This window comes from Novosphingobium sp. PASSN1, assembly GCF_002278815.1.
Window position 1 is genome coordinate 1 of sequence record NZ_NKIS01000009.1, and the last position, 20150, is coordinate 20150.

The window sequence follows — 20150 nt, forward strand, 5'->3', positions numbered from 1 at the left end:
AATAAAGCCATGTCGATCACTCCAATGTCCCCCGACCAGGCAGCCAGGGGGAAGGTCAGAACATGGGTCACTTCTCAGTGGAAATTATGCGCCTCCCGGGTCAGCTCTCAGTGGAAATCAACAGGCAGTGTTCAAGACAAAGAAAAGGCATTGCTCGCCGAGATCATCTCCAAGGTGAACGACCTGTTCGAGGGTGAGCTGACCGATGACGACCAGCTCATCTATGTGAACAACGTTCTCAAGGGGAAACTACTCGAGTCCCCGGCATTGCGCATGCAGGCGCAGAACAACTCAAAGGCACAATTCGCGGCGTCACCGACCTTGGCCAACGAGATCCTCAACGCTGTCATGGACGCGCTCACAGCTCACGAGACCATGAGCTCGCAGGCGCTGAACAGCCAGCGGGTGCGGGACGGCCTGAAGGACATCTTGCTAGGTCCGGGGCAGCTCTACGAAGCCCTGCGTTCAGCCACATGAACGGACGCGGGCACCGGCCGAAGGCGACCAGACTACGACGTTCGTTTCTGGCACGTGAGCGTCCGATCCCGACAGAAGCTGTCGTTGGGGCGGCCCGAAGCGTTGCGTAGACTGCCTTGTCTTGCTCGCTAGGGTCTCTATGCGCTTCGGCGGTGAGCGCTGGCACGCGCTGTGCTCCCACACGGGCGGGCTCTGCATCACGCTGGTGCTGCCGCCGGGCAAGGCGCACTTCGCGTCTGTGTGCGGCTGGGGCATTGCCTGCGGCTCGCAGCGGGAGTTTGTGCTGCAACCGGGGCCTACTGCTCCATCGATAAGGGTACCAGCCGCCTGCGGGGGCTGTCCAAGTATGCCCGCAAGCCGACGCCCGAGCGGCTGAAAGCGAGGCTGGTTTCCAATTACATGATTGTTGACGAGCCCTTGGATCGGTTGTCGCGGCGGATTTGGTGATATCGAAGACGAATGGCCTCATTCATGCCGAGCAATCGGGCTTGTCGTGGCTATTGTGACCGATAAGGCCGTCAGCGAAAGCCTTCGGTCGATGAGCGTCGATCGGAGGCGGGCACATGCGCGGCGGATCCTTGCCCCTTACCAAGGCGATGCTGCAATCAGAGGAGGTGCTGCAAGGCACCCGCGTGCTCGCCGGAAACTGCATGCCGACTTGGAAAGGCCGCTAGTCGGCATGCCAGTCGACCGGGGCGACCCTTGGCAGGATCGCCAGCCAGCCGATAAGCCCCAGCACGTTGACAAGGCCAGCCAGCAGAAACGCAGTGCCGTAAGAGCCGCCGCCTGCATCAATCAACACACCGGCAAAGAACACACCGATGATCCCCGGCATATTGCCCATCATGTTCTGCATCCCCACCCAGCGCGCAGCAGCTGAAGGCCCGGCCATGATCTGGGGGATGATGAAGTAGGCTGGGCACGAAAGCCCGAGCGCGATTTCGTAGACGAACAGCAGCGCGATGCACCAGCCCACCGGCATTCCCGGCATCGCCAGCATGCACACCAGTCCGGCTACATGCGCGAGGGCCAGCGGCACCTTGAGCGTCAGGGAAGGCGACCAGCCCCGGGCCATCGCCTTGTCGATCGCCCAGCCGGCGAACAGGGCCGCGAGCGCGTTCACCAGATAGGCGCTGGAAACCACCGTCGCCATGTGCGCCTTCGAAAAACCGCGCTGCATCTCGAGGTACATCGGCAGGTAGCCGAGGATGAAGTACCAGTTCCAGTTGCCTGCAAAGTGCCCAAGCGATGCCCCCCACAGCGCGCGGCGGGAGAGGATCTGGCGCAGGGTCACCTCCGGCCCCGCGCCTGCCCGCTCTGCGCCTGCCCCCTCTGAGCTTGCCCCCTCTGCGCTGGCAACGTCGTCGGCAAGCGGTGAACTAATCCGGACCCGGCTCCACGGAAGCAACCACAGCATAGAAGCCGCGCCGAACAGCACGAACGTGGCGCGCCACCCCCATTGGATCATCAGCAGACCGCCGATGAACGTCCCGGCTGCTGGTCCCACGAGATAGCCGAAGCCGATCACTCCATTGGCGAGCCCCATCTGCGCCTTGGGCACATTGCTGGCGATGATCTTCGACGTGGTGGTGAAGGCGACGCTTTCCCCCATGCCCAGCATCAGCCGCAGCACGAACAGGCCGAGGAAGCCCTGCACGAAACCGGTCAGCAGCGTTGATACCGACCACAGTGCCGCGCCGATCGCCAGAACCACCTTTCCGCCCCATCGATCAGATAGCGCGCCGGCCGGCAGCTGGCAGAACGCATAGGCAAAGTAGAACCCGGCCGCGAGCGCACCGTAGGCCGTCGCGCTGAGGCCCAGGTCGGCGCGGATCTGCGTCGCGCCGGTCGCCAGGTTGCCCCGGTCGATGTAGTTGATGAACAGGCTCGTCGCCATCAGGCCGACCAGCACCAGCGGGGCGGTCGTGCGCAGCGGGCGAGCCTCACTGGTCATAATCGGAACCCTGCCGACCGAGCATGCGCTTCAACGCCGCGAAATGGAGTTCGATGCGGTCCAGTCCCTCGACCTCGGCGGACGTGGTATACTGATGGCCCGTCCGCCCCAGCGCGGGTTCACCAACAAGCCGCAGTTTCTGGCCGCTCGATTGCGCGAGGATTTGCGTCATCGCCGCGCGCTCGAAGAAATAGAGCGTGTTGAAGGCTTCGGCGACGCTGGTGCCCGTCGTCACCACGCCGTGGTTGCGCAGCAGAAGCACGGCCTTGTCACCCAGCGCTGCCGCCATGCGCTGGCCCTCGCTGCTGTCGAGCGCCAGCCCTTCGTAGTCGCACAGCGCGACAAGGCCGGAAAAGCCGATCGCGTTCTGGCTCGCCATCAGGAGCTCGGGCTCCTCGACCATGCTGAGCGCGGTCGCATAGGGCATGTGCGTGTGCATCACGCAGCGCACATCGGGCCGGGCGGCATGGAGCGGCGCATGGATGTGGAACGCGGTGTCCTCCACCGGCCCCTCGCCCGCCAGCTTGTTCCCGGCAAAGTCGACCACGAGGAAATCGGACGCGCGGATTTCGGACCAGTGCAGCCCGAACGGGGCGAGCAGGAAACGGTCCGCACGGCCCGGGACGAGCAGCGTGAAGTGGTTGTCGATGCCCTCGTGATAGCCGAAATGAACCGCCAGCCGATGCGCAGCGGCAAGATCCACCCGCGCCTGCCATTCTGCCTCGTCCATCATCGCGCGGGCTCCATATCCAGCGACAGGCTTTCCGTGTGCCCGTCGATAACGAGCGCTTGCCCGGAAATGCGCGCTCCTGCAGGCGACATGAGGTATTGCACCATCGCCGCCACATCTTCCTTGGTCACAAAGGTGCGCAGCGAGGTCTGCCGCTTGTATTCGCGCTCGACCTCATCGGTGGTCAGCCCGCGTGCGGCTGCGTCTGCGGCAATCACCCGGTCGATGCGCGGTCCTTCCACGCTGCCGGGGCAGATCGCGTTGACCCGGATGCCTTCCGGGCCGAGCTCCATCGCCAGCGTCTTGGTAAGGCCAATTAGCGCCCACTTGGTCGCCACATAGGGCCCCCGCAGCGGGCAGCCGAACAGTCCCGCAGTCGAACTCATCGTGATGATGGCAGAACCCGGAGCGCGGCGGCGCAGCAGCGGGATGCCGGCTTTGGTCATGAAGAATGTGCCGTTGAGATTGACGTTCACGGTCGCAACCCAGGCATCGCGGGGCTGATCCTCCACCCGCGCCGTCGGCCCCGGAATTCCAGCGTTGTTGACCAGCAGGTCGATCCCTGAAAGGCCCCGGGCGGCAAGGTCTGCCTCCAGCCAGGCAAAGAAGGCGCCGACCCCCACAGCATCGCTCACGTCGCACGGCCGCGTCACAAAGCCATCGTCCAGCGCGGCAATAGCGGCGGCATCGACATCGCAGATGTAGACCAGCCAGCCGTCGCCGCGAAGCGCCTCGGCAATTGCGAGGCCGAGACCGCTGGCTGCGGCAGAGATAACAGCAACCCGCAAATTCATGCCCTTTCGCAACCCGAGGTCCATCACACGACCCAGCATCCTTCCCCGGGTCGCCGCATGCAAGCAGGTAATTGGTCGGTTGCTGATGAGCAAAACTCATGCGAAGCCCTGCTGATGCGCATCCGTCCGCCACCGCTGAACGCCTTGCGCACTTTCGATGCTGCCGCACGCACCGGCAGCTTTCGGGGCGCGGCAGAGGCGCTTCATGTCACCCAGTCGGCCGTTTCACACCAGATCAAGTTCCTGGAGGAAAGCCTCGGCGTCCACCTCTTCACCCGCACTGCGCGGGGCATCGAACTCTCGCAGGCCGGACGACTGTTCCACCGCCATGTGCAGGCCGCCTTTGCCGAGATCGAGCACGGCATGCGCGCGCTGCACCGGCTTGCCCGGCCCGATGAACTGACGATTCAGACCTATTCCACGGTAGCCGTGCGCTGGCTGATGCCTCGGATCGAGAGCTTCCAGAAGCGCTACCCCAAGCTCGTGATCCGGCTGACAACTGCGCAGGATGACCCGGATCTAGGCGAGGACACGTGCGACGTTGCGCTGCTGATCGGCAAACCGGTGCCGCATAAGTTCCACTCGACCTATCTCTTCACGCCGCGCCTCTACCCCGTCTGCACGCCGCGGATTGCCGAATCCCTGCGCGAACCAGAGGATCTTGTCGGCCAGCCCATTCTCCAGGTCTACCCTTCGCGTACGGACTGGCAGGTCTGGCTCGATGCCCAAGGGCTTGAAAAGGTCGATCCGGACCAAGGCTTGCGCTTCGACAGCTATGACCACGCCTTGCGGATGGCGGCGCGTGGCCACGGCGTTGCCATGACAATGGAGCCATACGCTGCCGAAGAGTTGGCCGCCGGGGTGCTTGTCCGCTCTTTCACCGACCGTGAGGTGAAGCCCGACTTTTACTGGTATATGGCGAGCCCAGAAACCCGCGCGCAGGCACCGCATGTCCGCGCATTTCGCAAATGGGTGCTTGAGCAGGTCGAAGCAGATCCCGAACTGGCTGCTTTGCGCACCTTCGAGGTATGAGAATATCTCACGCATTCTGAACGACAAGTCTATTGCCTGACGATGCTCTGCGATGCCAGCCGGACATGGTTCCGATCTGTCAATGGAGAGCGCCATGGTTGCCGTGTTCCCGACCGCGCGTCTGCGCACGTCACCGTTCCACGAAGCCACAATCGCGGAAGGCATGACGTCCGCCACCATCTACAACCGCATGATCATGCCCACGACTTACGGCGATCCCGAAGCCGAGTACTGGCGCCTGATTGAAGGCGTGTCGCAATGGGATGTCGGCGTGGAGCGTCAGGTCCAGCTGAAAGGACCCGACGCGGGACGGCTCGCACAGATCCTTACCTTGCGCGATCTATCGAACTGCAAGCCGGGCCAGGGCAAGTACGCGCCGCTCTGCAATCATCGCGCCACGGTGATCAACGATCCCATCCTGCTGAAGCACGCCGATGATCTCTACTGGTTCTCGATTGCCGACAGCGACATCTGGCTCTGGGCCAATGCCGTCATCGCCGAGCGCGGCCTGAATGTCGAAGTCAGCGAGCCAGATGTCTCGCCCATGGCCTTGCAAGGGCCCAAGGCCGAAGCGGTGGTCGCATCGGTCATGGGAGACTGGGTGCGGGATCTCAAATACTTCTGGTTCCGCGATGCCGAGGTCGAGGGCATTCCGGTCACCGTCCAGCGCTCGGGCTGGTCGAAACAGGGCGGGTTCGAGATCTATTTGCGCGACGGGCGCCATGGCACCCGGCTGTGGAACATCTTCAAGGAAGCGGGCCGCCCCCATGGCATCGGCCCTGGCGCACCCACCTCTGCCGAGCGTACCGAGAGTGGCCTGCTCTCGGTCGGCGGTGATACCGACGCGGATACCAACCCGTTCGAAGTGCGGTTGGAAAAGTACGTGAACCTCGATGTGCCGGATGACACGTTGGGTATCGCCGCGCTTCGCCAGATCGCTCGGGAAGGCCCCCGCCGCCATCAACTCGGCCTGATCCTTGAAGGCGATGTGCCCGCCCCGCTAGGCTTCACGCATGAGGATATCCTGCTGCGCGGTGCTAAAGCGGGCGTGATGACCAATTGCGTTTGGTCGCTGCGCATGAAGGCGAATATCGGCTATGCCCTGATCTCGTTGGAAGCGCAGGCCGGTGATGCGGTCGTGATCATGCGCCCAAGCGGCATGACGGCGGGGACGTTGGTGGAACTGCCGTTTCTCTAGGAAGTGACCAGTAGCTGCTTGGAATTCTCGGGTTCTACACTGACCATCTAACCGCTTCTCGTCTTATCAACCCTCAGCCCTAATTCGATTTACGTTCGCACCATCCGCGACCAGTGAAGCGCAATAGCGGCCATGATCGGCTGCTTGGGACACACACTGCTGGAGCGGGTGAAGAAGACCGAGGTTAACAGTGGCAAGCTGGCCGGCGTTCCGAGCGACCTGGCAGAACGCCTTAAGGCGCTGGAGCACAAGAAACGCGAGCTGCGGCAGGCCAGCGAGATTCTGCGCAAGGCTTCTGCATATTTTGCCCAGCCGGAGCTCGACCGTCCGTTCAAGCGATGACCAGCTTCACTGATGAGCATCGCGTTTAGTGTGGGCCAAGATGTAAGGTGAGTTAGGCGATCTGCCGGGTTCTGCCCATCGCTCCATCCACCTACCATGAACGCGTGGCACAGCGCAGCGATCCCTCGCACCTGTCACCACATGCCCAGCGTGACGAGGCCATGACGCCTGAGGTTTGGAGAGTGTTCGATTCCAACTTCAAGTTGTACGGCATATGCAAGGTGTGGCGGCAGATGCAGCACGTGGGCTTCGATACTGCCCGATGCATGGTAGAACAGCTCATGCGCGATCTGGGCTTGCAGAGCGTCATCTGGGGTAGCCGGTGAAGACAACGATCAGCGGCAAGGCCGCATCGTGTCCGCTCGATCAGGTGAATCGCCAGGGCCATGTCCCGACGCCGAACATGCTTTGCGTGTCGGACTTCACTTACTGTGCAACCTGGGCAGGGTTCGTCTGCGTGGCCTACGTGATCGACGTTTACGCCCGCTACATTGTGGGCTGGCGGGTAAGCAGGACAGCGCATGCCAGCTTCGTGCTGGATGCCCTGGAGCAGACGATCCATGATCGGCGGCCTGTCCACTGTGGTGGCCTGATCCACCACAGCGATCGCGGCAGCCAGTACGTTTCGATCATTTATGCTATGCGCCTTGCCGAGGCCGTGATCGAGCCCTCGGTGGGCAACCGCCGGCGACAGCCATGACAACGCCTTGGCCGAGACGATCATACGGTCTTTACAAGGCCGAGGTCATCCACCGGCGTGAGCATGGCGATCATTTGAAGCCGTCGAATACGCAACACTCGGAACGAATTTCAGCGCATGTAATGGGGCGACTGGCTCAAAAATCAGCGATTAATCGCTCCCATCAACAACATAACAAGCCCTAAATTCGAGGAGCGTTATTATACAATGCGGGACGACACACCCATAGCCGCATGATTTGCACCAAATGGCCTACGGCAACCAAGGGGCGGTTCATTTTGCCCTAAGCTCTCCAACATCACTTTCTCGGTTCGGGATATTCCGGCGGCTCGAGATTAGCTCTCTGGCACCCGCCATTTCGTGCCTCAGCCCGAGGCGACGCTCCTGCAGCACTGCGGGAGCATGAGCGCAAATCACCCATGAAAACCGCCTGACGAACCAGGAAGATCGCCGCGAACCGATCGAAGAAACCAGATCGGATGTGATTTTTCTTTATTTTTCATTAATTAGCGCCGCGCCGCCAATCTCATTCCACCAGAATGAATCATTGAATTCTTGTAAGCATCCCTGCGTAGTACGTAAACTCAGGTTATGTCCGAGAAAATTTCTCAATTTTATATATTAAATGTGATAAAATTTCTCGTTTTTTCAAAAAGCGATAATTTTTCAAAAATATGTATTGTATTTTTTGATATTATCATGATTTTTGGGGATTTTATTATGAAAAATCGCTCGATAATACATATCGTTGATGGCATATCTAGTCGTCGGGCGCAGTTGGCTCGCATTGTATTTGCAGGCGGTCACCACGCCGAAATTTACGCCGAACTTGCAGAACTTCTTGCGCACGCTCCTGCGGAAGGCGTCGTCGTTGCATACGATGAACCGTCGTGCGGCAGCATCTCCAGCCTTATCCAAGCAATGGCTCGTGCCGGCCAATGGCTGCCAGTCATTGCTGTTTCGGAGAGCCCTGCGACCGATATGGTCGTCCGGGCCGTGAGGGCCGGTGCTCTGGACTATATTCGCCTTCCGCTTGAATTTGCGCCTTTTGCCGAAGCAATTGCGCAGGTGGAAAGGGTGGCCCACGAACAGCGTGCCCAACGAGCTCGCGCTGCTGCAGCAAGGCAGCGTGTAGCTCGCTTGTCCCGACGTGAGCTAGAGGTGTTAAACCGCCTCGTGGAGGGTTGCAGCAACAAAACCATTGCGCGCGAATTGGAAATCAGCCCTCGGACTGTCGAGATCCATCGCACCAAGATGATGGGCAAATTGGGTGCACGGCACGCCGCCGAAGCTGTGCGGGTTTGTATCGATGCAGCGAGCTTCAGGGAGGCGGCGTAAAGCGCAGCCCACAAGGTCTCGGCTCGCTACTGATTACGTATTTGCCCTAAGTAATTCTGCTGATAATGGGAGGCGGCAAGTAGTTAACCGTAGGCATTAATAATTAGGCCATCGTATCGGCAAAAAGAGATATCGAAATGGCCTACATGTCAAACATGGATGCATTCCATATTGTTGGAAAGACTTCTCAATTATTTGGCTCTAATTCTGATGATTTTGAAAAAAACCATGGGCCGGTGATCAAGGGTGGTAAAGGCGGTGACCGGGATCTCTTGGCGGTACACTTGATCGATCCCGATTCGCATTTGCGTGCGAAATTGGCTCGCCGGCTTCTCGATCTTGATCGCCATGTCGAAATATACTCAAGCCCAGCCGAACTCATCGAATTTTCGCCTCAGGCCGGGATTGTCTTGATCAACGAAGTGACCCCTGCGATTGGGGTCTCCTATCTCGTGGAAAGCATCACTTCTCCACTGCGCGGTCTGCCGGTGATAGTCTACTCCATGATTCCATCAGTCGAAAACGCCGTTGCAGCGATGAAGGCTCACGCGCTCAACTATTTCGACATGACAAGCGATGATACGTGCCTCGTGTCGGCACTTGACGAGGCAATGCAACACTCCGCCAAGCATCGCGAACGGATCGGCGCGATTGAGGCCAGCATCCGCAGGATCGGGCTCCTTTCCATGCGGGAGCGCCAGGTCTTGGAACTTATCGTTCAGGGTTGCAGCAACAAGGATGTTGCTCGCAAATTAGAATTGAGCCCACGAACGGTTGAAATCCACCGGATGCACATGATGTGCAAGCTCAATACCAAGAGTTGTGCGGAGGCCGTAAAAATTTGGTGCATCGCTACAAGATCAATTCTTGTTTAAATCCAAAAAAATCATTCGCAGATTTACGAATAATTGGGTCTTATCAATTTTAACCGCAATTATCCTAAGGGATGGCGTGTAAAAATCTGGAGTCTGGTGATGACAACCTTTTTCTGGGGTAGCAGTCGCGTATACGGACTGGTCACAGTTGCATTTGCGTGCGCCATGCCATGCGATCATGTTTTTGGCCGAACTTCGACAATGGTCGAACTGCCCGGCAATCCGAGATCCGACTTCACCGCGAAGGGCGATAGTCCTCGCACTGATCGTTGGATCCTGCATTCCGAAGCGCAGTTGGCCGCTGTGGCCGCAGGAGGAGGTGAGGCAGGGATATTTCTTGGCATTCAGTGTGACCCGTTCGATCCAATCGCTCGACGCATGATCATGGGTGTTCAACAAGGCGCGAACGCGCCGGAACTTCGCGCGTTGCTCCACAGCGCCGCGCCAAAAATCCAGATCAGCACGCGCGGCCAGACAGTTCGCTCGGCGTTCGATGCCTTGCCTGAGGATCGTGGGCGCACCAACTATGCTGGCAGCGCTGACTACGTCGCAGCCTATCTCTCTCCTGCGCAACTCGAGGCCATTGCCAGCGCAAACGTCCTGGCGGTGAAAGTGGGGCAAAAGACCTACACGTTCACTGGCTACGGCTCTAATCTCGCACTCGATTCCATGACCTGCAAGAGTCAGCGTGTCCATATCGCGAGCCGTCTGATCGAGAGCGATCGAAAGCAGGAGGCCCGAACGCCTGCGAGCGCCTGGCGTGTCAGCTACCACAGCGGCGCAGCAGCATTGATTAAGGGAAGTATCGAAGCTTCTGTCAGCGCAACCGCCAGATATCTTGACGATGGGACAACCTACAGGCTGGGTGTCGCCTGTCTTGGCAGCAAATTGTATGCAAGGGTCGAAGCGGGTTTGAGCCCTTCGTTCCGGGATGACGAAAATTTCGAAAAGTCTGCGAGATACATCGCGAAGTACGGTGAATCCCACAAGCGTCTGGAAGTTTACAACAAAGGGCAACGTACGACGACGATTGGCATCAGTCAGCAAGAAATGGCCGGGTTGGGGCACCTATTGTCCGGTAGCGAAGTTGCCAGCCTGATGGAGGCTGATGACCTCGTGGTTTCCAGTGCAAACAGCACCGTGGGTTTTCCAGCGGCAGGTTCGTCAGCAGCACTCGGGAAGACGTTTCAGACCTGCGGTATGGGTAGCACCGAAAAACGGGGGTCGTAAGCCCGCGAGATGCAGCTCGCCGCGCTTCATTGACTTTCTACCCTTATGAACCTGCCGAGATCTTCGCGGGCCAGCCAAATCACGCTGTCATTCGACGCGGCATTCGTAAGATTGTAGAAGGCGGTCGCACCTCCATGGCTCATGCCCATTTGCGCGTAGTAGTCCAGATACATCTGGTTTGAGCGATCGTTGGTCAGGAAATCGTGGGGCCCCAGGCCCCGCTGATCCTGCCAGGCGTGGACCCCGAAGTCGGCGTCGTTTGCCGCCTTGCGGGTTCGGCCAGCGATGAAAAGATCAACAGCGCCCGATCGGACGGATCCGTGTCTCGGCACCACAGTCGAAATCCCGCTAGCCCTGATCATGCGGCCGAGCCTGAGATTGGCGACATCATCGTGTGTCCCTGGGCAATCGCGCATTTCCAAAATGGCTATCCGTGGAAACTCCGCCCGCATCGCTGCAAAGTGCGAGGGGCTCGCGCCATCCGTTGCACCCGTCAATAATGCACGGCTAGGATTGAGCACTACAAAGGGGCCAAATCGCAATGATCCTCTCGCCGTGGTCCGCCCCTTTCGTGCCGTGCGGTCGGCAAGCCCGGATTGCTCGGCGGAGCGGTGATCTTCCGTCCAGGAATATCCATTCGCATCGAGCCAGGTGCGTGGCGGCGTTCGTGCCGACAGATTGCCATGCAGACTAGCGGCTCCTGCCAGTGCAATAGCCAATGCGGAACGAGCGACATCCATGCCGACCGTTTTGAACGAGAGAAATTTCCGTATCCCGAAAGGAACCGGTGAACGCCAGATTTACCCATGCGTCTGCGCGGTCTGATTTGCTCTAATCATCAGTCGTCTGATTTTTCGCTTCAAGCGTCAAACAAGCCTCAGCGAAAGTCGATAGGTCGCTTGCTGCGATTATATGAGGTGGAATGCAGCGAGAGGGGGGAGTGAAGCGAAAATTTAGTTCTGCGAGGCCTAGATCCTAACCGCAGGCACAAGTGCAGATGCCTGATCCATGTCTGAAACAACTTTAATCTCAGGCATAAAGTATGGTAATCACACTAAAATCCGCCCCGAAGCCGCTCTCTTGATCGTAAGTTTTAGTGAAAAATATAACTTTAGCTTATGCAGCAAACGCGTGCTGTCACCTTGCCGGTGCGCGCGATTTGTGGCGCCATGAGTTCGGCAGCCATCAAGGCATGTGCCGCTGCTTCGGGAAAAGCCGATTTTTCAATAATTGATAAAATATCATATATTTACGTAATGATTTTATCGTTCACGATTCCGATCCATACTCAAGCTTTCCGTCGGCCCTGTTGGATTATGGCCCTTGGGCCAAGACCCTGCGAAACCGTTTACTGCGGGGATCAAGCGCCAAATTGGAGGCAATTCTGCACCATTGGGATATGGTGAACTTGCAGTGGGCACGTTAACGCTGGTTAAGTGCAATTGCTTAATGAAAAAGTGCGGGAAAAGCTGCGCTGGCGCGTTGTGGAGAGTTGATCGGAGGTAAGATGGACCGGATCAGCGTGGATAAGCTGAAGGCGCTTCAATCTCTGGTGGGTGACATTTCGGCGGAAGCCGCAATGGCGCGCCAGCAGATCTCCCCGCTTGGTCGAGTTGCGCTTGCGAAGGGCGAACTGCATCGTCGCAGGCTTCGGGACAAGATTTTCTTGCCAGCCGAGATTTTCAATGATCCTGCATGGGAAATTTTGTTGGAGCTCTACATTGCTGATGCCGAAGGAACAAAATTAACAGCGTCAAGCATATGTATCGAGGCTCGAGTCCCGCAAACTACGATAGTTCGATGGCTCTCTTTGCTCGAGCGTATGAACTTCGTTCAAAGAAAACCAGATCATACTGACAAAAGGCGACAATGGCTCAACCTAACTAATTTAAGTCGCGATCTAATTAATCGCTATTTTTCGATATAATATTATTCAGCCTGCTCATATCCTGGCATCTCATTCTTCAGAATGTGCAGAGCCTGATCTATGTATATCGCTGCCATCTGAAAAGATGGATTCTCGTCTTTCAGCTTGTCGATATTCGCGAGAACTTCTTCAATCTCAGGAATGACGTTCCGCACGATTGACATCATTGTAGCCTTGCTTTCCAATGGAACGGTTTCCTTCATGATAAAAGCTAACCCACAGAGTGCTTTAGCAGTATGCATTTAACGGCAGATTAACCTTGATGGTAGGGTAAACCCTTGAGGAGGCTGCCCTTGAAGGCCATTGGCTAGCAACAAGGAGGTTTATGTCGCAACTGGGCCCTAGGTTTAGAGCATGCCGTGCTCGACGAGATGCTGATCACCCTCGAACTGGCCGCCGCGCCAGATTAGAATCCAAACTCAATCAGCCTCTTGAAAATTGGAGTGCACATTGATTCAGGGAGTCTCCGCTGAGGCAGGAGGCTTTGAGGATGTCGCGTTCGTTGTTCTGGTTATCGCATGAAGCTTGGGCTACCATCGAGCCGCACTTGCCGAAGAAACAGCCTTGAGCGCGTCGGGTAGATGATCGCAGGGTGATCTCCGGCATCATTCACATGCTCAAATGCGGCGGACGATGGGCGGACTGCCCCACCGAATACGGCCCATCGACGACCGTCTATAATCGCTGGAACAGGTGGAGCCGCCGGGCATCTGGACGCGCATTCTGGCGGCTCTGACCGAGGAAGGTTGGATCGCGGAAACCGGTCAGATCGACAGCAGCTATATCAAAGCTAACCGCTCAGCTAGTGGCGCAAAAGGGGGGGCGCGGGCCAATGCCATTGGGGTCTCGCGTGGTGGCCGGACAACGAAGATCCACGCCCTTGTCGATGTCCTTGGGCGACCACTCCGCCTCGTCCTGACACCCGGCAATACATCTGACGTGAAGGGCGCAGACCTGCTGATCGGCGAAACCATCGGTATGAAGCGGGTGATCGCCGACCGTGGCTACGACGCCAACCGCATCAGGGCTGCCTTGCGCGAGCAGGGCACGATCCCGGTGATCCCCGGATGGCGCAACCGCAAACGCCCGATCCAGTATGACGAACGCCGTTACAAGGACCGTTGGCGGGTCGAGGCCATGTTCTGCCGACTCAAGGATTTCCGTCGCATTGCCACCCGCTACGACAAGCTCGCCAGGAACTTCCTATCAGCCGTAAGCCTCGCTGCCGCCGTGGCATTCTGGATGTGAATGAGTCTGAACCCTAGCGCTGCGCCCTCCAATTGCCTCCTCCTCCAAGGGGCCCGGAGGAATCACTGCCTCAATGCCCCGCGGTCTGGTATTGTGTTATCGCATGGTGCAGCTTGCATGCTTGGAGAAGGCATCGGCCTGCTACCAAAGTCTGTCGTTCATGTCCGCCGAGATGAACGTCTGATTCCCCAGCAGCCGCCATGCCGCTTTCGGGATCGCGCAACGGACCCGCTCCCGACCGAGACCGGGTGGATTGCGGTTGGTTCGCTTTGGCATTTCGAGGCTGGCGCTGCACGCGTGTCGTTGGCGGAGTAAAATGCCCCAGAAGTGACATTTGAAAATTCCCCACTTCGTTTGTTTGACCCTGTCCGGGGCGCGCCCCGGACAGGGTCAAATTCGAAACATCCGGCATAGTCCTCCTGGTGGGAGGCGATGCTGCGATGAAGAAGCTTGGAGAATTGATGATGATCCTGGATTTGCATCGCCAAGGCGTGAAGCTCGCCGTGATCGCCCGGCAGGTGGGCGTCGACCGTAAGACGGTCCGCAAATACATTGCACGCGGGGTTGATGTGCCGACATATGGCCCGCGGCAGCCGCGCGAACGCCTGTTGGACCCACATATTGATTACCTGCGGGCGCGACTGGAGGCCTATCCCGGGCTGAGCGCCCAGCGCCTGGCCCGTGAGCTTGGCGAGCGGGGCTATACAGGCGGTTACAGCACGGTGCGTGACACGGTGCGTTCGATGCGTCCGGCCGGGGGCGGCAAGCCCTATGCTGTACGGTTAGAGACCCCGCCGGGTCATCAGGCTCAGGTTGACTTTGCGCAGTTCCGGGTCCGTTTTGCTGATGCGCCGGATCGTGTGCAGGTGGTGTGGCTGTTCTCCATGGTGCTGGGCTTCTCCCGCCTGATCTGGGGGCGGTTCGTTCTGCGCCAAACGATGCCGAGCGTGCTGGCTTGCCACCGGGCAGCGTTCGAGGCGATCGGCGGCGTGCCGCGCGAGATCCTTTACGACCGCATGAAAACCGCAGTGATCGGTGAGGATGAGGACGGCCGCGTCGTCTATAATCGGACGCTTGGCGAATTTGCGAAACACTACGGCTATCTGCCCAAGGCCTGCCGTGCCTATCGGCCGGAGACCAAGGGCAAGGTTGAGCGCCCGTTCCGCTACATCCGGGAAGACTTTTTCCTGGGCGGCATGTTCCGCGACCTGGACGACCTGAATGCCCAGTTCAATCGCTGGCTGAGCACGGTGGCCAATCCGCGCCTGCATGCAACGACGGGGCGGATCGTGAACGAAGCCTTTGCTGAGGAAATGTCGGCGTTGCAGCCCTTGCCGCTGGTCCCGTTCGGTGCGGTTCTCAAGCTTGAGCGCCGGATCAGCCATGAGGGGATGGTCAGTGTTGGCGGCAATTACTACTCGGTCCCGGATGCGACCCGTCGGCGTGTCGTGGAGGTCCACAGCCTTGCTGACGAGATCCGGATCTTCGAAGATGACCGCCTGATCGCCCGCCATCCTCTGCTTGAGGGACGGCGGCAGCGTTCGCTTCTTGACGGGCACCGGCGTCATCGGCGCCGAAATGACGATCTACCCTTGCCGCATGGGTTTACCGGCCAGCAGGTCGCTCGCCGTTCGTTGGACATTTATGCTGCCATCGGCCAGCAGCTGGCAGGAGCACGCGCATGAACTCGCTCCTTCCTGATCCCAGCGCATCACTGCTTGACCGGATCAAATCCAGCATGGTGGGCCTCAAGATGCCGCGTGCGATCGAGGTCGTCGATGACTGCGTCTCCCGCCTTGACCGCGGCGAGATTACGGCTCTGGAGGCCGTGGAACAGCTCTTGCTCGAGGAACTCACGTTCCGGGAGGAGCGCCGCATCCGCACCGCGCTGCGCATGGGCCGGGTCAACACGGTGAAGACGCTGAGTGGCTACGACTTCTCGTTCCAACCCTCGCTCGACAAGGCCAGGATCATGGCACTGGCCGAGCTTAACTTCGTGGCACGGGCCGAGGTCGTGCACCTGCTGGGCCCGCCGGGCACGGGCAAAAGCCATCTGGCCAGCGCTCTGGGGCTTGAGGCGGTCAAGGCGGGCAAGAGCGTGTCGTTCATTACGCTTGCCGACCTGATCGGCGCCCTGGCGAAGGCAGAGCGGGAAGGCACCTTGCGCGAACGGCTCCGGTTCTACTGCCGGCCATCACTCCTGATCGTCGATGAGATCGGATACCTCCCGGTCATACCCGGTGGCGGCAACCTGTTCTTCCAGCTGGTCAATGCGCGCTACGAAAAGGGCTCGATGATCCTCACCTCGAACCGCGGCTTTGCGGAATGGGGCGACATCTTCGGCAGCCCCGTGGTCGCAACGGCGCTGCTCGACCGGTTGCTGCATCATGCCATCGTCATCCAGATCGATGGCTCGAGTTATCGCCTGCGCCGCCATGCCGATCTGCTGCCCGAGCACATCAGGTCCAACGCGCGAATTACGCCACCTGCGCCCGTCGAGCCTCGCCGCCGCGGACGTCCTCCGAAAAATGGAGGCGCACCAATGACCACCTGATTACCCAAACCGCAAAGTGGGGAATTTTACTTTGCCACTTCCGGGGATTTTTACAGTGCCGTTGACACACGCGATTGAATGACAGCGTCGTTTCATGCCTCGCCAGCCTGCATGTTCCGGGCTGCACGCGAGAGTTCTTCTGCCTGTGCAGGATGGGCACCCAGTCCGGTGAGCCCCATCAGCAGCATGTCGCCCAGCAGGTCTGCGGCGAGTTGGCGTGACGGACGCGTGTCGATTAGGTGCATCATCAGCACCTGGCAAAGGCCAAGCCAGTAAGGAACCCCGGAAAGGCGCGCCTCCGACCGCAGCAGGCCCTGTTCCAGTCCTGCTTCGATATCGTCCATGAGGCCACGGTTGAACGGGTGGGACTGGCTTGTGGCGGGCATCTGACTGCGCAGCAGCACCATCGTCCGGCGCGGCTGTTCGATCGCGAAGCGCGCGGCGACCGCCATCCCTCCAGCTATGCGCGCAACAGGATCGCTCACCCCCGCATTGGCGCGTGCCACCTCCGCTTCCACCCCAAGCCGCACCTCGGTGGCAACGGCGGCGGCAAAATCATGCTTGTCTTTGAAGTGGTTGAAGAAGCTTCCCTTGGCCACGCCAGCGCTGGCGACGAAATCGTCTATCGGTATCGCGTCGATCGGACGGTCGACCAGCAGATCTAGCCCCGCCGCAATTAAAACCATGCGGGTTCGTCCGGAGCGGGAGGACTTGGTTTCCTGGAGCGCTTGTATGGCCATGCACAAGGCATACTTGACCAGATAGTCAAATTCAATCAGGTTGACCAAATAGTCAGAAGCGATTCGGTGCATCAAGCCGAGCAGCCTCGGGGAGGACGTCATGGCCATTATCAAGGTCGAAGACATTGCGCACGTCCGCTTTGCCGCACCTGACCTTGCGCTGATGCGCGGCTTCCTCGGGGATTTCGGCCTCTCCTGCTTCGAGGAGGGTGGGCGACTTTATGGCAAAGGCCGCGACGGGCGGCCTTTTGTCCATGTGACAGAGCTTGGGCCGGCAAAGTTTCTTGCGGTCGGGCTGCGCGCCTCCAGCGTCGCCGATCTGGAAAGGCTAGCGGCCCATGAGGGCGTCGCAGCCGAACCGCTGAACGCACCCGGAGGCGGCAGCGTGGTGCGCCTCATCGATCCAGATGGCTACTGCATCGAGGTGGTTGCGGGCCAGCACTGCGAGGCGCCCGCCCCCTGCGCCGCGCCGCAGTTCAACTCCGCCGCCAGCAAGCCCCGCCAGCGCGAGACGATCCGGCTCGAACCCGCCCCGGCCCATGTGCGCCGAATCGGCCATGCGGTGTTGAAGGTGAGCGACTTCCGCGCCTCGGAACGTTGGTGGAAGGAGCGCTTCGGCTTGCTCACCTCCGACGAGATCGAGGCCGCGCCGGGCGTGCCGCTGGGTGCCTTCATGCGCTGCAATCGGGGGGACGCGCCGTCCGATCACCATACCATCTTCCTTGCTCAGCTGCCCGGTGCGCTCGGGTTGCTGCATGCAGCCTTCGAGGTCGAAAGCCTCGATGACCTGATGCTCGGCCACGAATATCTCAAGGCCCGCGAGCGCAAATCGGCCTGGGGCGTGGGGCGGCACATCATGGGCAGCCAGATCTTCGATTACTGGAAGGACCCCTTCGGCAACGAGCTGGAGCACTGGACCGACGGAGACCTGTTCACTGCCGCCGATCCTCCCGCGAAGCAGACCCTGCAGGCGCTGCTCGCAGTCCAATGGGGGGCACCGCACCCGATGTTCGCCGGCAAGATGGCCCCGCCGCCCGGCCTCGTCGCCTTCGTCACCGCGCTTCAGCTGCGCTTAAAGCGCCTGTTCTCGCGCAAACCCAAGGAAGCCTGACCGATGAAACTCTGCACTTTCACCCATGACGGCAAGACCCGCACCGGGATCGTCGTCGGCGACACCGTGGTTGAAACCGGCGTGCCGGGGACGATGATCGACCTGATCCGTGATTGGGAGGCGCTGAAGCCCGGTCTCGAAGCCAAGGCAGCGACCGGTGCAGGGATTGCAATTTCAGAAGTCAGACTGGAAGCGCCCGTGCCGCGCCCGGGCAAGATCTTTGCGATCGGACTCAACTATGCCGATCACATCGCCGAAAGCGGTCTTGGCACGCCGGAACGGCAAGTTTGGTTCACCAAGGCGCCGACCAGTGTCAACGCGCCTTATGATCCGATCCTGATCGCGCGCGGCACGATGACGCCAGACTACGAGGCCGAACTGGTCGCGGTGATCGGCAAGGGCGGCAAGCACATTTCAGCCGCCGATGCGCCCGATGCGGTATTTGGCTATTGCGTCGGCAACGATGTGACCGAACGGATGTGGCAGCATGCCGTGCCGCAGTGGGCGCTGGGCAAAAGCTTCGACACCCACGCGCCGATGGGCCCTTGGATCGTCACCGCCGACGAGTTGGGCGACCCGCATGATCTCGGCATCCGCTGCTTCGTCAACGGCGAAGAGCGCCAGAACTCGAACACGCAGCACCTCGTCTACAATGTCTGGGAGCAGGTTGAGCACCTTTCGGTTGGCATGACGCTGGAGCCCGGCGATTGCCTGTTCACTGGCACGCCCGGCGGGGTCGGCGCAGCGATGGACCCGCGCCAGTTCCTCAAAGCGGGCGATGTGGTGCGCACCGAGATCGATCGCCTTGGGGCTATCGAAGGCACGATGGTGGCGGAAGACTGACCGATGCTCCGCAAGCTCCTGATCGGCCTTGCGGGGCTGCTTATGACGGTTGCGGGCGTTGCCTATACCCAGCGTGATGCACTGCTCGGCATGGCGATAGGCCACCGCGTGCAGCAGGGCCCGGACAAGGCTTTCGCCCAAGATCATGATGGCATCAAGGTGCTGATCTGCGGCACCGGATCGCCGGAAGTAAGCTCGGCCCGCGCGCAGGCCTGCACGCTGGTCGCGGCAGGCGGCAAGCTGTTTCTGTTTGACGTTGGCGACGGCAGCGTGCGCTCGCTCGCCGCCTCGCGCATTCCGGTCAATGATCTGGAGAGGGTGTTCGTCACCCATTTCCACTCCGACCATTTCGGCGACCTGGGCGTGCTGATCAACGCGGGGTGGATCTGGGGGCGCAAGACCCCATTGGAGGTGCAAGGGCCAGTTGGCATGGCCGGCCTTATCGCGGGTTACGAACAGGCCTATGCGCTTGATGAGGGCTATCGTAGTGCCAACATGCCCCACCTTGCAGAACGCCGCGCGGTGGCCCGGGCCGTGCCGCTGGAGATCGCCTTTGCGGAAGGTGCCCGCAGTGTGCGGGTCTTCGACAAGGACGGGCTGACAATAGATGCGGCACTGGTTGCGCATGATCCGGTGCGCCCGGCGCTGGGTTATGTGCTGCGATACAAGGGCCGCAAGCTGTTCATCAGCGGCGATACCGAGGTAAGCCCTGCCAACTTACCCGCCATGCAGGGGGCCGATATGGTCATCCATGAATCCTACGCAGTGCACATGGTGCGCCGTGCGATCCCAGAGATGCGGCGGCTCGGGATGGAGTTTCACGCCCGCGTGGCGGAGCGCACCATTCCCTACCACGCCGACAATATCGCTTTGGCCAAGCAGGCGCAGGCGGCCGGGGTGAAGCAGCTCGTCCTCACCCACCTCATCCCCTACCCCGAAAATGCTGTGGTCCGGGCGATGTACACCGATGGGATGAGCGATCACTTCCATGGCGATATCACCGTAGCTGAAGACGGCATGGTGCTGGCGTTCTGATCCTATGGTGTTGGGGGCAACG

Annotated in this window: 17 protein-coding genes, 3 pseudogenes and 1 other annotated feature; of the genes and pseudogenes, 14 read left to right on the plus strand and 6 right to left on the minus strand. The window is 59.8% G+C overall.

What is annotated here, in order from left to right:
* Positions 1-477 (plus strand): annotated as a pseudogene (locus CFE35_RS15130) (hypothetical protein); the annotation flags it as partial.
* Positions 478-1147: 670 nt separating this feature from the next.
* On the opposite strand, the gene CFE35_RS15135 reads toward CFE35_RS15130, so the two are convergent.
* From CFE35_RS15135 to CFE35_RS15145, 3 genes are read right to left on the minus strand one after another with little or no spacing between them, the layout of a single operon-like run.
* Positions 1148-2431 (minus strand): MFS transporter, encoded by a 1284-nt coding sequence (locus tag CFE35_RS15135; RefSeq protein WP_292931728.1) that lies wholly within the window; start codon positions 2429-2431, stop codon positions 1148-1150.
* Positions 2421-3164 (minus strand): aldolase, encoded by a 744-nt coding sequence (locus CFE35_RS15140; RefSeq protein ID WP_292931730.1) that lies wholly within the window; start codon positions 3162-3164, stop codon positions 2421-2423. Before CFE35_RS15140 ends, CFE35_RS15135 begins: the two co-directional genes overlap by 11 nt.
* On the minus strand, positions 3161-3955 hold the full coding sequence (locus tag CFE35_RS15145) for an SDR family oxidoreductase (RefSeq protein ID WP_292931731.1): 795 nt from the start codon (positions 3953-3955) through the stop codon (positions 3161-3163). The genes CFE35_RS15140 and CFE35_RS15145 overlap by 4 nt, the downstream gene beginning before the upstream one ends.
* 114 nt (positions 3956-4069) lie before the next feature.
* On the opposite strand from CFE35_RS15145, the gene CFE35_RS15150 reads away from it, so the two are divergent.
* From CFE35_RS15150 to CFE35_RS15175, 6 genes and pseudogenes are all read left to right on the plus strand, one after another.
* A complete protein-coding gene (locus CFE35_RS15150) occupies positions 4070-4987 on the plus strand; it encodes a LysR substrate-binding domain-containing protein (RefSeq protein ID WP_292931732.1) in 918 nt (305 codons plus the stop codon).
* A 94-nt stretch (positions 4988-5081) separates the two neighbouring features.
* Positions 5082-6185: a glycine cleavage T C-terminal barrel domain-containing protein gene (locus CFE35_RS15155; protein WP_292931733.1), complete on the plus strand. Its 1104-nt coding sequence runs from the start codon at positions 5082-5084 to the stop codon at positions 6183-6185.
* A 132-nt stretch (positions 6186-6317) separates the two neighbouring features.
* Positions 6318-7464: pseudogene (locus CFE35_RS15160) on the plus strand (IS3 family transposase).
* Positions 6482-6605, plus strand: a sequence feature (AL1L pseudoknot). Its footprint overlaps the pseudogene before it by 124 nt.
* Before the next feature lie 354 nt (positions 7465-7818).
* Positions 7819-8565: a LuxR C-terminal-related transcriptional regulator gene (locus CFE35_RS15165; RefSeq protein WP_292931735.1), complete on the plus strand. Its 747-nt coding sequence runs from the start codon at positions 7819-7821 to the stop codon at positions 8563-8565.
* 137 nt (positions 8566-8702) lie between these two features.
* The gene (locus CFE35_RS15170; protein WP_292931737.1) at positions 8703-9440 is read left to right on the plus strand and encodes a LuxR C-terminal-related transcriptional regulator; all 738 of its coding nucleotides are present in this window, start codon (positions 8703-8705) and stop codon (positions 9438-9440) included.
* Between the two features lie 201 nt (positions 9441-9641).
* The gene (locus CFE35_RS15175) at positions 9642-10670 is read left to right on the plus strand and encodes a hypothetical protein (RefSeq protein WP_292931739.1); all 1029 of its coding nucleotides are present in this window, start codon (positions 9642-9644) and stop codon (positions 10668-10670) included.
* Between the two features lie 26 nt (positions 10671-10696).
* Here CFE35_RS15175 and CFE35_RS15180 read toward each other — a convergent pair whose 3' ends face one another.
* Positions 10697-11410, minus strand: coding sequence for a hypothetical protein (locus CFE35_RS15180; protein ID WP_292931741.1), 714 nt, complete (start codon positions 11408-11410; stop codon positions 10697-10699).
* Positions 11411-12177: 767 nt separating this feature from the next.
* Between CFE35_RS15180 and CFE35_RS15185 the strand changes: the two genes are divergently transcribed.
* The gene (locus CFE35_RS15185; RefSeq protein WP_292931743.1) at positions 12178-12597 is read left to right on the plus strand and encodes a winged helix DNA-binding protein; all 420 of its coding nucleotides are present in this window, start codon (positions 12178-12180) and stop codon (positions 12595-12597) included.
* 2 nt (positions 12598-12599) lie between these two features.
* On the opposite strand, the gene CFE35_RS15190 is transcribed toward CFE35_RS15185, so the two are convergent.
* The gene (locus CFE35_RS15190; RefSeq protein ID WP_292931745.1) at positions 12600-12800 is read right to left on the minus strand and encodes a hypothetical protein; all 201 of its coding nucleotides are present in this window, start codon (positions 12798-12800) and stop codon (positions 12600-12602) included.
* Positions 12801-13087: 287 nt separating this feature from the next.
* On the opposite strand from CFE35_RS15190, the pseudogene CFE35_RS15195 reads away from it, so the two are divergent.
* The 3 genes and pseudogenes from CFE35_RS15195 (at position 13088) to istB (ending at position 16399) form a co-directional block, all read left to right on the plus strand.
* Positions 13088-13845, plus strand: a pseudogene (locus CFE35_RS15195) (IS5 family transposase).
* Positions 13846-14285: 440 nt separating this feature from the next.
* A complete protein-coding gene (istA, locus tag CFE35_RS15200; protein ID WP_292931747.1) occupies positions 14286-15530 on the plus strand; it encodes an IS21 family transposase in 1245 nt (414 codons plus the stop codon).
* Positions 15527-16399: an IS21-like element helper ATPase IstB gene (gene istB, locus CFE35_RS15205; RefSeq protein ID WP_292931749.1), complete on the plus strand. Its 873-nt coding sequence runs from the start codon at positions 15527-15529 to the stop codon at positions 16397-16399. Before istA ends, istB begins: the two co-directional genes overlap by 4 nt.
* 92 nt (positions 16400-16491) lie before the next feature.
* Here istB and CFE35_RS15210 read toward each other — a convergent pair whose 3' ends face one another.
* Positions 16492-17211 carry a TetR/AcrR family transcriptional regulator gene (locus tag CFE35_RS15210; protein ID WP_292931751.1) on the minus strand — a complete coding sequence of 240 codons (720 nt, stop codon included), beginning with the start codon at positions 17209-17211 and terminating at the stop codon, positions 16492-16494.
* A gap of 28 nt (positions 17212-17239) precedes the next feature.
* Here CFE35_RS15210 and CFE35_RS15215 point away from each other — a divergent pair, with 28 nt between their 5' ends.
* The 3 genes from CFE35_RS15215 to CFE35_RS15225 are packed head-to-tail and all read left to right on the plus strand — an operon-like array spanning position 17240 to position 20128.
* Complete coding sequence (locus tag CFE35_RS15215; protein WP_292931753.1) at positions 17240-18250, plus strand: VOC family protein; 1011 nt, start codon at positions 17240-17242, stop codon at positions 18248-18250.
* A gap of 3 nt (positions 18251-18253) precedes the next feature.
* Positions 18254-19093 carry a fumarylacetoacetate hydrolase family protein gene (locus tag CFE35_RS15220; RefSeq protein ID WP_292931754.1) on the plus strand — a complete coding sequence of 280 codons (840 nt, stop codon included), beginning with the start codon at positions 18254-18256 and terminating at the stop codon, positions 19091-19093.
* 3 nt (positions 19094-19096) lie between these two features.
* Positions 19097-20128: an MBL fold metallo-hydrolase gene (locus tag CFE35_RS15225; protein WP_292931756.1), complete on the plus strand. Its 1032-nt coding sequence runs from the start codon at positions 19097-19099 to the stop codon at positions 20126-20128.
* Positions 20129-20150 lie beyond the last annotated feature (22 nt).